Below are 12,315 nucleotides of genomic sequence, written 5' to 3' on the forward strand. Positions count from 1 at the left end.
GAAACGCCGCCCTACTGGGCCTTCCAGCCTACGGGCCCACAACCCGAATGTCGTTCGGATGTGACCGACCCGACACCCCCGGCGGGTTTTCGCCGGTCAGCGGAGCTTGCCGACGGCGGCGCGCAGCCGGTCCTCGTCGACCCGCCAGAAGTCGTGCTGGACGCCGTTGACCAGCGTGACCGGGATCTGCTCCCAGTACCGCTCGTAGTCGGCCTCCGACCGCGTGATGTCGCGCTCCTCCCATGCGACGCCGAGCTCGCCGGCGACCCGCTCGATCACCGCGCGGGCGTCGTCGCACAGATGGCAGCCCGGCTTGCCGAGCAGCGTGATCATGATCTCGTCCGGCATGTCACCTCCCGGGGACCCCCGGCGCCGGCAGCGGCACCTTGGCCGGGCCGAGCTTCAGCTCGATCACGTTCGTGGCCAGCACGTGCGTGCGCGACTCCGCCAGGAACCGGCGCAGGTGCGCCTGGCCCCGGTGCGCGGCGAACGCCGCCTCGTCCCGGAAGAGCTGGTAGAAGATCCGCTGCGTGGGGCCGCCGACCACCTCGTGGCAGGCGAAGATCACCGTGTCCGGCTCGGCCGCCAGCGCGGCCTTCACCAGGTCGGCGGCGAGCCGGTCGAAGGCGTCCTCGCGGCCGTCCAGCAGCGTGTAGACGGTGATCTGGCCGCACGCGTTCGCCAGGTCACCGCCGGGCGCGGGCGCCGGGGCGCCCGGCAGGCCGGGCAGGCCGGGCAGCCCGGCGGGGCCGCCCAGGCCGTCGACGGCGGTCGGCCCGGCCGGGTTGTCGGAGAAGCGCAGCTCCTCGACGGACGGCTCCGGGAAGCGCAGCTCGCCGCGGCGCGGCTCGGGCGAGGGGGTCGGCGCCGGGACGGGCTCGGGCTTCGCCGCGTACGGCTGCTCCTCGTAGCCGGTCGGGGGCCGGTAGCCGTCCTGGTCGTCGTAGCCCTCGTACTCGTCGTAGTCGCCGTCCTCGTCGTAGACGGGGATCGTGCGCATCGCGCCGTACCAGACGAGCCCGACCGCGGCGCCGAGCGCGATCACCGCGAGCGGCGCCGGCAGGAACCCGCGGGTGCCGCTGACGACCAGCACGCCCGCGAGCGCGACCAGCGCGACCGGGATCAGCAGCTCGGCGGCCTCCTGGTCCTGCTTGCTCGCGAGCCACGCGGTGACGCCGGTGCACGCGGCCAGGGACACCACCGCGACGACGTGCGCGCCGTCGATCAGCAGCAGCGGCAGCGCGTCGTAGGTGGAGCCCGGCTTGGGCAGGCTCTTGGACAGCGAGCCCTTGAGCGGGTCAAGGATGAGGATCACGATCGCGACCACCGTGTAGGAGATCGCGAACAGCCATCCCGCGAACCGCACCTGCACGTAGCGCGCGATCAGCTCGACCATGCCGAGCGCGAGCCACACCGGCCCGATCAGCGCGGCGCCGAGTTCCATGACCCGGAACAGCGGGCCGTTGAACCCCATCATGAAGCCGAGGGCCATGCACAGCAGGGCGAGCGTCAGCCCGACCTGGGTGAAGGACCACGCGATGAGGTAGAGCAGCCGGTCCTTGTGGGCGCGCTGAACCAGCAACCCGGTGGCGGCCAGGGCGCCAAGGGTCGCCAGAAGCGCGAGAAGAGCGGAGACCATCGCGCCTAATGGTGCCCGATGCCGCGAGCGGACGGGTAACCGCGCCGTTGAAGAGCGGGAAAGGCCCCACGAAACCGGCCATTGCTTCCCGTACCTTCCGGTATCTAGAGTGGCAGATCACGCCGGAGGTCGCGTACGCCCCGAGGAGAACTGCATGAGCAGCTTGTCCCTCGATGCCGGGGTCATCCCGCTTCCTCGGCGTTCCCGGCGCGCCGAGCCCGGATCCGACCGGGCGGAGGTCCTGAAGGCGCTGGTCCTGCGCGCCCGGGACGGCGACGCCGACGCGTTCGGCTCCCTCTACGACCACTACGTCGAGCTCGTCTACCGGTACATCTACTACCGGGTCGGGACGCACTCCCTCACCGAGGACCTGACGAGCGAGACGTTCCTGCGCGCCCTCCGCCGCATCTGCGACTTCCACTGGCAGGGCAAGGACTTCGGCGCCTGGCTGGTGACGATCGCCCGGAACCTCGTCGCCGACCACTTCAAGTCCGGCCGCTACCGGCTGGAGGTCTGCACCGCCGAGCTGATCGAGCCCGACCGCCACCACGAGGGGCCGGAGCGGACCGTCCTCGACGCGCTGACCAACCGGACGCTGCTGCTCGCCGTCCGGCGGCTCGGCTCGGAGCAGCAGGAATGCGTCGTCCTGCGGTTCCTGCACGGCCTGTCGGTCGCCGAGACCGCGCTCGTCATGGGCAAGAAGCCCGGCGCCATCAAGGCGCTGCAGTACCGCGCCGTCCGCTCCCTCGCGCGCATGCTCCCCGACGATCTGCGCCGCTGACGCGCCGGGTGGGCCGTAACCCGGCCCACCGCCCGATCGTTTCTCCGGTCAGAGGCGCAGGCGCGCCCGGCACACCGCGAGGGAGCGGCCGATGAGAACCGGGCTGTGAAGACGAGACGAGGAAGCACCATCGAGCAGGGGAACGTGCTCGCCCGGCTGCGGGCGGGCGGGGGGACGGGGCCGGATCCGCGGTTCCGCGAAGTACTGCGTGAACGGCTGGTGGCGGCCGCGGGCGACCGGGATGAAGAGTGCCGCAACCGCCGCCGGGAGGAGGGGCGCGGGGAGGCGGTTGACTAGGCTTCGCCTCATGCGGCGATTCTGGCAACGCGACGTGGACCACAAGAGCGCCGGGGAGGCCGCCGCCGCGGCAGCGGCCCCGCCCGGTCCGCTGCCCGTGCCCGACCCCGCCGCCGCGGCGTTCTTCGACGTGGACAACACGATGATGCGCGGCGCGTCGATCTACTACTTCGCGCGGGGGCTGGCCGCCCGCAAGCTGTTCACGATGCGCGACCTCGCGATGTTCGCCTGGGGGCAGGCCGCGTTCCGGCTGCGCGGCAGCGAGAACTCCGAGCACATCGGCAGCGCGAAGGAGGCCGCGCTCGCCTTCGTCGCCGGGCAGCGGGTCGACAAGATCGTCCGGCTCAGCGAGGAGATCTACGACGAGGTGATGGCGGACCGCATCTGGCACGGCACCCGCACCCTCGCCCTCGGGCACCTGGACGCGGGCCAGCAGGTCTGGCTCGTCACCGCGACGCCCGTCGAGGTGGCCCGCACGATCGCGCACCGCCTCGGCCTCACCGGCGCGCTCGGCACCGTCGCCGAGACCCGCGAGGGCGTCTACACGGGCCGGCTCGTCGGCAACCTGCTGCACGGCCCGGCCAAGTCGGAGGCCGTCCGCGCGCTCGCCGCCCGGGAGGGCCTCGACCTCGCCCGCTGCTCCGCCTACAGCGACTCGATCAACGACCTGCCGATGCTGACCGCCGTCGGCCACCCGCACGCCGTCAACCCCGACGCCGAGCTGCGCGCCCACGCCCGCGACCACGGCTGGCCGATCCACGACTTCCGCACCGGCCGCAAGGTCACCATGATCGCCCTGCCCGCCGCGGCGGGCGCCGGCGCCCTGGCCGGCGGCGTCGCCGCCGGCGTGGCCCTCCGCCGCCACTACCGCGCCTGACTCGCGCCCTTCCCGTCCGCGTCCGGGGCAGGAAGTCGAGACCTATCGCGTTTTTCGGGTACGCCCTACGCTGTCCCCGTGGAACTGACGTTGCTGTCGCGGGTCGCCTGCCGGGGGCGGGACGTCACGAGCCCACGGGTGCGGGGGCTGCTCGCGCTGCTCGCCGCCGAGGGGCGGGGCGGTGCGTCCGTTGCACGGCTGGTCGAAGGGCTTTGGGCGGACGATCGTCCAGAGAACCCGGCCAAGGCGCTCCAAGTCGTGGTGTCGCGCGCGCGGTCGCAGCTAGGCGCGGACGTCATCGAGAGCACGCCCACCGGTTACCGGCTGGGGCTCGACGGATCCGAGGTGGACGCGTGCGCCGTGCTGCTCGCTGCGGAGGCGAGTGCACAGGCCGCCAGGGACGGGAACCACGCGGCGGCGCTGACGCATGCGGAGGAAGGGCTCGCGCTGTGGGACGGGCCGCCGACACCGGATGAAGGGGGCGACCCCCTCTCCGTGTTGCGGGCGGAGCGCACCTCGACCTACGGGACGCTGCGCCGTGCGCGCGCGCTTGCGCTGGCCCGGCTCGGACGGCATCAGGAGGGATTCGACGCGCTGCGCGCTGTCGCACCCGAGTGCCCCCGTGACGAGGAGGTCCTCGCCGAGCTGCTGCGGTGCGAAGCCGCGACGGCGGGGCCGTCCGCCGCGCTGGCCCGCTACGAGACCTACCGGCGCTCGCTGCGCGACTCGCTCGGGACAGATCCCGGCGCTGCTCTGCAAGGCGTCCAGGAGGAGCTGCTGCGCGAAGAGGCCCCGGTGGTCCGGCGCGGTGTCGCGCACGAGCCGAACCCGCTGCTCGGCCGCGACGGCGACCTCGCCGCCGTCCTGGAGCTGCTGCGCACGTCCCGCGTCACCTCGATCGTGGGCACGGGCGGGCTCGGCAAGACGCGGCTGGCGCACGCGGTGGCGCGGGACGCGCCGCAGCGCGCGGTGCACGTCGTCACGCTGGCCGGCGTCGCGCGGGACGGGGACGTGGAGGGCGAGGTCGCGTCGGTGCTCGGCGTCGGCGAGGCCCGGCGGGCGCCGCGCCGCCCCGGCGGGACGCTCCCCGGGATCGTGGACGCGCTCGGCCCCGGCCCGGTCCTGCTCGTCCTGGACAACTGCGAGCACGTCGTCGACGGCGTCGCCGCCCTCGTCGGCGCCCTGGTGTCGATGACGCGGGACGTGCGGGTGCTGGCCACGAGCCGCGCGCCGCTGGGCCTGTCGTCGGAGTCGGTGTACCCGCTGCCCGCGCTCGGCCTGGACGCGGCGGTCGAGCTGTTCCGGCAGCGGGCCTCGGCCGCGCGTCCCGGCGTGGGCCTGCCGCCCGGCACCGTCGAGGAGCTGTGCCGGCACCTGGACGGGCTGCCGCTCGCGGTGGAGCTGGCGGCGGCGCGCGTCCGGGTCATGTCGGTGCCGGAGATCGCGCGCGGGCTGGACGACCGGTTCGCGCTGCTGCGCGGGAACGCCCGCGACGCGCCGTCCCGGCACCGGACGATGCACGCCGTTGTCGACTGGAGCTGGGCCCTGCTGTCGCCGTCCCGGCAGGCCGCGATGCGGGCGCTGTCGATCTTCTCCGGCGGCTTCACCCTGGACGCGGCCCGCCACCTGCTGGACGGCGACGCGCTCGACGTCCTGGACGACCTCGTCGGCCAGTCGCTGCTCGCCACGGCCGAGGACGGCGCGGGCACGCGGTTCCTGATGCTGGAGAGCGTCCGCGAGTTCAGCGCGTCCCACCGCGAGGCCGAAGGGGAGACGGAGCGCGCGGTGGACGGGCTGCTCGCCTGGGCGCGCGAGTTCGGCGCCGCGCACCACGAGGAGCTGTTCGGGGCCGATCCCGTCGCGCCGCTGGACCGCGTCCGCGCCGAGCAGGACAACCTCCTCCAGGCGCTCCGGCACGGGCTCGCCCGGCGGGACGGCCCCGCGGTCGCGGCGGCCACGGCGGTGCTGGGCGGCCTGTGGACGCTGGAGTCCGCCTTCAGCCGGATGATCACGGTGGTGGAGGAGACCGCCGGCGTGCTGAGCCGGTTCCGCCCCGGCCCGCGGGACGTCGGCGTCACCCGGACGGCGCTGGCGCTGAGCGTCCTCACCACAGTCATGCTGAAGGGGCCGCAGGTCACCCGCGCGCTCGTCGCGCTGCGCCGGCTCCCGCCCGTGCAGCCGGACGGCCTCGTCCGGGCGCTGGCGGTCCTGGTCGGGTCGGCGCCCGAGATCCTGGGCCCCGACTGCGCGGCGCTCGACCGGATGCGCGCCGGCGACCGGCCGCTGCTCGCGGCCCTCGCGGACTGCGTCACCGGCTACATCCGCGAGCACGAGGGCGACCTGCCGGGCGCGCTGGAGGCCACCGAGGCGATGGCGGAGGCGGCGGAGACCGCCCCCTCGCCCTGGCTGCGGCTGATCGCCCACTCGCGGCTCAGCGAGCTGCTGATGCAGGTCGACCGGCCGGCGGAGGCCGCGCACCACCTGCGGGCCTCGCTGGACTTCCTCGACCGCTACGGCTGGCCCGACATGTTCGGGCTGCTGTGGGCGCTCGCGGCCGTCCACCTCCACCTCGGCCGGCTCGACGAGGCGGAGCGGCTGCTGGAGCAGTCCATCTCCGAGGGCCCGTACGACTCGCCGGGCATGGCCACCTTCAGCCTCGGCGCGCGCGCGGAGATCGCGTTCGGGCGCGGCGACGCCGAGAAGGGCCTGCGCCTGTGGCGGGAGGCGGCGTCGCGCCTCGCGGACGAGGAGCTCCCCGCCCCCGCGCTCGGCCTCGACCCGTGGACGGTGGACACCCACTGCGTCACCGTCGTCGCCCATGCGCGGCACGGGCGGCTCGACCTCGTCCAAGACCTCGCCGAAGGGCTGCCCGGCAAGCTGTCCGCGCTGCTGGCCGAGGCGGCGCACCCGCTGCCGCCCGCCGTCATGGACCTGCCCATCTGCGGCGCGCTCCTGCTGGCCCTCGCCATGATCGACGAGGACCGGACCCGCGCCGCACGCCGGATCGCGCTGGCCGAGCGGATGCACTTCAGCCGCTCCTTCCAGCCGACCATGTCCCCCGCCGCCGCCCGCCGCGCCGCCCTCGACGCCGACGAGCCGGCGTACCGCGCCGCGGTGGCGGAGTACGCCGGCCTCTCCCGCGAGGGCCTCTGGAACGCCGCGCGGGCGCTCGCTACCGAGGCGCCTTCCGGTTGAACAGCACCTTCGACATCGTGTAGCCGGCCACGGCGAGCCCCGCGCACCAGGCCGCAGCCGCCGTCGCGTCGGCCCCGTCCGGCGTCGTGGTCAGCAGGCCGCGCAGCGTCTCGTTGATCGGCGTGAACGGCTGGTACTCGGCGAACCACCGCACCCCGGCCGGCATCGACTCCGGCGGGACGATCGCGCTGCCGAAGAACGGCAGGAACTGCACGATCATCGGCGTGTTGCTCGCGCCCTCGGGGTTCTTCGCCAGCAGCCCGAGCATGACGCCGACCCACGTCAGCGCGAACGTGAGCGCCACCAGCAGCCCCGCAGCGGCGAGCCAGTCGAGGACGCCGCCGCTCGCCCGGAACCCCATCGCGACGGCCACGCCGACGACCGCCGCCGTGCTCAGCAGCGTCTGGATCATGCTGCCGATCACATGGCCGGTCAGCAGGGAGGCCCGCGCGATGCCGAGCGTCCGGAACCGGTCCACGATGCCCTCGGTCATGTCGACGCACACCGAGACCGACGTCTGCAGGCACCCGGACGCGATCCCCATCAGGATGATCCCCGGCGCCACGTAGTTGATGTAGTCGCCCTTGGCGGCGTCGCCGACGCCGTCCCCGAGCACGTTCCCGAACACGCCGACGAACAGCACCATGATGAAGATCGGCATCATCATGCCCGCGAGCGTCAGGGACGGGTATCGCAGCGCGTGCCGCAGGTTGCGGCGCAGCATCGTCGCGGAGTCGGTCATCGCCAGTGCGAGCGCGCTCATCGTGCGACCTCCTCCTTCTGCTCCTTCTGTTCCTTCTGCTCCTTCTGGCCGGTGAGGGCGAGGAACACGTCGTCCAGGTCGGGGGTGTGCACGGACAGCTCGCCGACCTCGACGGCCGCGTCCTCCAGCCGCCCGAGCAGCGCCCGCAGCGACCGGACGCCGCCGTCGCTCGGCACCTGCAGCGCGAGCGCGTCGTCGTCCCGCGCGGCCTCGCCGAGCACGCGCGCCGCCGCGTCCAGCTCGCCCGGCCCGGCGAACCGCAGCCGGACGTGCCCGCCCGGCACCAGCCGCTTCAGCTCCTCGGACGTCCCCTCGGCGACGATCCGGCCGCCGTCCAGCACCGCGATGCGGTCGGCGAGCTGGTCGGCCTCGTCCAGGTACTGCGTGGTCAGGAAGATCGTCACGCCGCCGCGCACCAGGCCGCGGACGATCTCCCAGGTCGTCCGGCGGCTGCGCGGGTCGAGCCCGGTCGTCGGCTCGTCCAGGAAGATGATCCGCGGGCTCCCGATCAGCGTCATCGCGATGTCGAGCCGCCGCCGCATCCCGCCCGAGTACGTCGCGACGGTCCGGCCCGCCGCCTCCACCAGGTCGAACCGCTCCAGCAGCTCGTCGGCGGCCCGCCGCCCGGCGGCCTTCCCCAGATGGTGGAGGTCGGCCATCAGGATGAGGTTCTCCCGCCCGGTGAGCAGCCCGTCCACCGCCGCGTACTGCCCCGTGACCCCGATCGCCCTGCGCACCCCGTCGGGGTCGCGCATCAGGTCGCACCCGGCGACCCGCGCCTCGCCGCCGTCCGCCCGGATCAGCGTCGACAGGATCCGCACGGCCGTCGTCTTCCCCGCCCCGTTCGGCCCGAGCAGCGAGAACACCGTCCCGCGCGCCACCTCCAGGTCCAGCCCGTCGAGGACGGTCTTCTCCCCGAACGCCTTACGCAGCCCGACCACCGAGATGGCCGTCTGCCTCGCCTCTATCGCCATGCGGAGAACACTGGGGCTCCCCGCTTTCACCCCGCTTTCACCCCGGCTTCACAAGGTTTCGCGACCCGGCGCCCGCAAGCGCCGGGTCACTCGCCCGCGCACCCACTGCGGGCTGCCGCTCTGCCCCCTTTTAGGCTCACCAGGGTGAATCTGGCTGACGCGGTACATCTGTGGGACCTGGAGCCGGGATGGCTGAACACCGCGAGCTACGGCGTACCGCCGGCGCCCGCGTTCGATGCGCTGCAGAGCGCGCTGGCCGAGTGGCGCCGCGGGGCCAACGGCTGGGACAAATGGGACCGGTCCACCGGTCGGGCGCGCACCGCGTTCGCGCGCCTGGTCGGCGTCGCGCCCGGCGACGTGGCCGTGGGCGCCTCCGCCTCGCAGGTACTGGCCCCGGTCGCGGCCTCGCTGCCGCCCGGTTCGCGGGTCGTCGTCCCCGACATCGAACAGACCTCGAACCTGTTCCCCTGGCTGGTGCATGACCTCGACGTGCACACGGTGCCGCCCGCCGACCTGCCCCGCGCGATCGACGAGCGCACCGACGCGGTCGCCTTCAGCCTCGTCCAGTCCGCGACGGGCGAGGTCGCCGCGGCGGCCGAGGTCGTCGCCGCGGCACGCGCGCACGGCGCGCTCGTGGTCGCCGACGCCACCCAGGCGGTCGGCTGGCTCCCGGTCGACGCGACGTCCTTCGACGTCCTCGCCGTCTCGGCCTACAAATGGCTGATGTGCCCGCGCGGCACCGCCTTCTGCTATGTGAGCCCGGCCGTGCGCGACCGCATCCGGCCGCTCGCCGCCAACTGGTACGCCGGTGACAGCGACGCCTCGTACGGCCCGCCGCTGCGGCTGGCCGAGGACGCCCGCCGATTCGACATCGCCGCGCCCTGGTTCTCCTACGTCGCGGCCGCCCCGACATTGGAGCTGCTGCTGGAGATCGGCGTAGGCCCGATCCACGACCATGACCTGCGGATGGCCAACCGGTTCCGGAGCGGCCTCGGCCTGCCGCCCGGCGACAGCGCGATCGCCACCGTCACCCGCCCGGACGCGGCCGAGCGGCTCGCGGCGGCGGGCATCCGGGCCTCTGTCCGCAACGGCGCGGCACGCCTGGCCTTCCACCTCTACACAACGGAAGCCGACGTTGACACCGCCATCGCAGCGCTGACCTGACACGGAGGGCCGAGAAAACCAGTCGCGTGCGGCGTGGGGCGGTGTCTACGCTGGTGAGCCGACCAGATCGCATGTACCTGGCCTTGTGCCTTAGGAAGAGGGTTTATGACCCGGCCCGTGCCGAGCGTTACTCGGCGCATTCCGTAGCCGTTCGCCGAGACCGCTCGGCCGCCTCTTGCTGTCTTTTGACGACTCTCAGCAAGGAGCATCCGGGTGTCCGACACCTTTCTCTGCATCAAATGCGGTCTGACCGTCACCGTCCGCGCGTCTGACGGTACGCGCCGCAACCACTGCCCTGCGTGCCTGCACTCAGAGCACGTCACCGACCACATCGAAGGCGGCCGGAGCGACTGCCGCTCGCGCATGATGCCCATCGCCATCGCGGTGCTCCGCACCGGCGACTGGATGGTGATCCATCGCTGCGTGGGCTGCGACCTGCTCACGTCCAACCCGGTGTGCTCGGACGACAACCAACTCATTCTCATGCGCATGGCGGTGCGCCCGCTGGCGCAGCCGCCGTTCCCGCTCGAACCGTTCGGGTCGTTCTGACATGCCGCGGCGAAAGAGCCCGCGGGGGCGGCGGCCCCAGCGGCACAAGGACGTCCTGCACATCGAGGGCGGGCGCGCCGGCGCCTTCCGCTGCGTGGGGTGCCGGCTCGACGTGTCCCTGGACGCGCCGGGCAGCGCCCACCGCAACCACTGCCCGAACTGCCTGGTCAGCCTGCACGTGGACCACCGCGTTCCGGGCGACCGGGCGTCCGCGTGCCGCCGGCGGATGGAGCCGCTGACGCTGTCCGCGCGCTCCGACGGCGAGTGGATGATCATCCATCAGTGCCAGACCTGCGAGAAGGTCAGCGCCAACCGCATCGCCGGTGACGACAACGTGCTGGTCCTGATGCGCCTGGCCCTGAAACCGCTCCAGGACGGGGCCATCGCCACCCGCACGATGCTCACCCTGTGAAGCGCGGGGGGGGGGGGGGGGGGGGGCGGGGCCCCCCCCCGCCCGGGGGGGGCCGGGCCGCGGCCGGGGGGGGGGGGGGGGGGGGGGGGGGGGGGGGGGGGCGCGGGCCCCCCGCCCCGCCCCCCCCCCCCCCCCCCCCCCCCCCCCCCCCCCCCCCCCCCCCCCCCCCCCCCCGCCCCCCCCCCCCCCCGCCCCCCCCCCCCCCCCCCCCCCCCCCCCCCCCCGCGCTCCTCTTCTCAGCAGCGCTCGCTGGTCTTGGCGGACGCGCCGTTCGGGATCCAGCCGATCGCCTGCGTGCAGTGCGCGAGGGTGTTGGTGCCGAGCGACCAGACCTCCTTGGTCTTGGTCCGGCACTGGGTGCCTTCGAGCGTCCTGGTGTTGTTGTCGCCGACGGCGGCGCACGCGTTCCAGGAGCTGTGCGAATTGCGGTAGCCCTCCCACACGTACACGTAGGACCAGTTCTTTCCGCAGCCCTTGAACTGCTTCACCGAGGCGAAGGTCTGGCCGCCGGAGTAAATGTGCGCGGTGCTGCCGATCTGCACGGTGCCGGAGCAGCCGGGCGCGGATTCGGCGTTGGCGACGGCGGGAATTCCCACGACCGCGGGCACGGCGAGGAGGCCGGCCAGGGCCGTCTTGGCGAGGTTCATGACGTCGATCGCCCTTCTGTTCGGGGTCCGTTCGAGCGCGGACGGCGCCAGACTCGCAGTGGGCGGTGTTGTCCGGTATGGCACCTGACAAGGCGTGACATTGTCTGACAGCCCTGGCCGGGCGTACCGGCTACTCGACGACGTTGACCACGAAGTAGATGGGTCTGGCGCCGGGAAGGAACTGCTGTCCGCGGCCGTCCACCATCTTCCAGCCGACCCAGCAGGAGCCCGGACGGCTCGGCGCGACGACGGGGACGCTGATCCGCACTCGCTTTCCGGGCGCGGTGTCGGGGACCCGGACCTTTCCGGGCGTTGAGCAGGTTCCGTTGTCAGCCGGCAGATCCGCCCTTTGCAGGAATCGCCCGTGCCATTGCGCGGTCCCGCTGTTCTTGATCTCCCACGTCTTGACGAACCGCCGGCCGACTTTCACCGACGTCCCATCGGGAATGGTGACGTCGCGGACGAACGTGCTCCTGTCGCCGCTGATGAGAGGGCTGGGCGGCGGCGTCTCCCGGGCCTCGGTGGCGCGCGTCCCGGGACGCACGTCATCGTCGGCCTGCCGCAGGTACCAGGACGCCGCCCCGGCGATCAGCAGCCCGCAGCAGGCCGCACCGACAACGACGTACCTGCGCACCGGCCTCCCGGGGCCGTCACCCGGCACCTCGACGATGTCCCGGTGCTCGTCCGGGTCTTCCGCGTCCGCTACCGGCTCCGTGACGCCGGCCTCGGCCTCGGGGGCCTCCTCGGTGCCGAGGGCGGCGGACCAGCGGGCGCGCCACTCCTCGACGTCGCCGCCGCACACCTCGACGAACGCCTTCGTCGTCAGCCAGCTCGGGAAGCGGATGCCCTTCGCCGCCTCGTGCAGCGTCGTGTGGCTGACGGTGCCCGACTTGCCGGCCATGGTGCGGAACGACGGGTTGCCCGCGGCGGCGCGCAGGGCCCGCAGGTCCCTGGCGAACCGTTCCTGCCGCTCTCGCTTTGCTTCCACCGGCGTTGAGCTGGCGCCCTCGGGCAAGG

Annotated in this window: 12 protein-coding genes; 6 read left to right on the top strand and 6 right to left on the bottom strand. The window is 73.6% G+C overall.

Annotation, left to right across the window (positions count from 1 at the left end):
* Positions 1 to 96: 96 nt before the first annotated feature.
* Both ACGFI1_RS22280 and ACGFI1_RS22285 read right to left on the bottom strand, forming a co-directional pair.
* Positions 97 to 348, bottom strand: a complete 252-nt coding sequence (locus ACGFI1_RS22280) for a glutaredoxin family protein (RefSeq protein WP_392787443.1) — start codon at positions 346 to 348, stop codon at positions 97 to 99.
* A gap of 1 nt (position 349) precedes the next feature.
* Entirely contained in the window at positions 350 to 1,639 is a 1,290-nt protein-coding gene (locus ACGFI1_RS22285) for a putative quinol monooxygenase (RefSeq protein ID WP_392787445.1), read from the bottom strand.
* Between the two features lie 154 nt (positions 1,640 to 1,793).
* On the opposite strand from ACGFI1_RS22285, the gene ACGFI1_RS22290 reads away from it, so the two are divergent.
* From ACGFI1_RS22290 to ACGFI1_RS22300, 3 genes are all read left to right on the top strand, one after another.
* On the top strand, positions 1,794 to 2,420 hold the full coding sequence (locus tag ACGFI1_RS22290) for a sigma-70 family RNA polymerase sigma factor (RefSeq protein WP_386874603.1): 627 nt from the start codon (positions 1,794 to 1,796) through the stop codon (positions 2,418 to 2,420).
* Positions 2,421 to 2,727: 307 nt separating this feature from the next.
* Positions 2,728 to 3,594, top strand: a complete 867-nt coding sequence (locus ACGFI1_RS22295) for an HAD family hydrolase (protein ID WP_301173984.1) — start codon at positions 2,728 to 2,730, stop codon at positions 3,592 to 3,594.
* Between the two features lie 78 nt (positions 3,595 to 3,672).
* On the top strand, positions 3,673 to 6,789 hold the full coding sequence (locus ACGFI1_RS22300; protein ID WP_392787447.1) for an ATP-binding protein: 3,117 nt from the start codon (positions 3,673 to 3,675) through the stop codon (positions 6,787 to 6,789).
* On the opposite strand, the gene ACGFI1_RS22305 is transcribed toward ACGFI1_RS22300, so the two are convergent.
* Entirely contained in the window at positions 6,767 to 7,552 is a 786-nt protein-coding gene (locus tag ACGFI1_RS22305) for an ABC transporter permease (RefSeq protein ID WP_392787449.1), read from the bottom strand. The two genes, ACGFI1_RS22300 and ACGFI1_RS22305, sit on opposite strands and share 23 nt — an antisense overlap.
* On the bottom strand, positions 7,549 to 8,526 hold the full coding sequence (locus ACGFI1_RS22310; RefSeq protein ID WP_392732742.1) for an ATP-binding cassette domain-containing protein: 978 nt from the start codon (positions 8,524 to 8,526) through the stop codon (positions 7,549 to 7,551). Before ACGFI1_RS22310 ends, ACGFI1_RS22305 begins: the two co-directional genes overlap by 4 nt.
* Before the next feature lie 144 nt (positions 8,527 to 8,670).
* Here ACGFI1_RS22310 and ACGFI1_RS22315 point away from each other — a divergent pair, with 144 nt between their 5' ends.
* From ACGFI1_RS22315 to ACGFI1_RS22325, 3 genes are all read left to right on the top strand, one after another.
* Entirely contained in the window at positions 8,671 to 9,690 is a 1,020-nt protein-coding gene (locus tag ACGFI1_RS22315; protein ID WP_392787451.1) for an aminotransferase class V-fold PLP-dependent enzyme, read from the top strand.
* A gap of 213 nt (positions 9,691 to 9,903) precedes the next feature.
* A complete protein-coding gene (locus ACGFI1_RS22320; protein ID WP_176200462.1) occupies positions 9,904 to 10,239 on the top strand; it encodes an RNHCP domain-containing protein in 336 nt (111 codons plus the stop codon).
* A gap of 1 nt (position 10,240) precedes the next feature.
* Positions 10,241 to 10,651 (top strand): RNHCP domain-containing protein, encoded by a 411-nt coding sequence (locus ACGFI1_RS22325; RefSeq protein WP_138635347.1) that lies wholly within the window; start codon positions 10,241 to 10,243, stop codon positions 10,649 to 10,651.
* 236 nt (positions 10,652 to 10,887) lie between these two features.
* Here ACGFI1_RS22325 and ACGFI1_RS22330 read toward each other — a convergent pair whose 3' ends face one another.
* On the bottom strand, positions 10,888 to 11,298 hold the full coding sequence (locus ACGFI1_RS22330) for a hypothetical protein (RefSeq protein WP_386874608.1): 411 nt from the start codon (positions 11,296 to 11,298) through the stop codon (positions 10,888 to 10,890).
* A gap of 130 nt (positions 11,299 to 11,428) precedes the next feature.
* Positions 11,429 to 12,286, bottom strand: a complete 858-nt coding sequence (locus tag ACGFI1_RS22335; RefSeq protein ID WP_392787453.1) for an NBR1-Ig-like domain-containing protein — start codon at positions 12,284 to 12,286, stop codon at positions 11,429 to 11,431.
* Positions 12,287 to 12,315 lie beyond the last annotated feature (29 nt).

Origin of the sequence: Actinomadura geliboluensis, assembly GCF_043197915.1 — a bacterium.
GTDB lineage: Bacteria > Actinomycetota > Actinomycetes > Streptosporangiales > Streptosporangiaceae > Spirillospora > Spirillospora geliboluensis.

What these genes read in the sequence shown, in the direction of transcription:
- ACGFI1_RS22280 (WP_392787443.1), bottom strand. Translation starts at nt 348, where the DNA reads ATGCCGGACGAGATCATGATCACGCTGCTCGGCAAGCCGGGCTGCCAT.
- ACGFI1_RS22285 (WP_392787445.1), bottom strand. Translation starts at nt 1,639, where the DNA reads ATGGTCTCCGCTCTTCTCGCGCTTCTGGCGACCCTTGGCGCCCTGGCC.
- ACGFI1_RS22290 (WP_386874603.1), top strand. Translation starts at nt 1,794, where the DNA reads ATGAGCAGCTTGTCCCTCGATGCCGGGGTCATCCCGCTTCCTCGGCGT.
- ACGFI1_RS22295 (WP_301173984.1), top strand. Translation starts at nt 2,728, where the DNA reads ATGCGGCGATTCTGGCAACGCGACGTGGACCACAAGAGCGCCGGGGAG.
- ACGFI1_RS22305 (WP_392787449.1), bottom strand. Translation starts at nt 7,552, where the DNA reads ATGAGCGCGCTCGCACTGGCGATGACCGACTCCGCGACGATGCTGCGC.
- ACGFI1_RS22310 (WP_392732742.1), bottom strand. Translation starts at nt 8,526, where the DNA reads ATGGCGATAGAGGCGAGGCAGACGGCCATCTCGGTGGTCGGGCTGCGT.
- ACGFI1_RS22325 (WP_138635347.1), top strand. Translation starts at nt 10,241, where the DNA reads ATGCCGCGGCGAAAGAGCCCGCGGGGGCGGCGGCCCCAGCGGCACAAG.
- ACGFI1_RS22330 (WP_386874608.1), bottom strand. Translation starts at nt 11,298, where the DNA reads ATGAACCTCGCCAAGACGGCCCTGGCCGGCCTCCTCGCCGTGCCCGCG.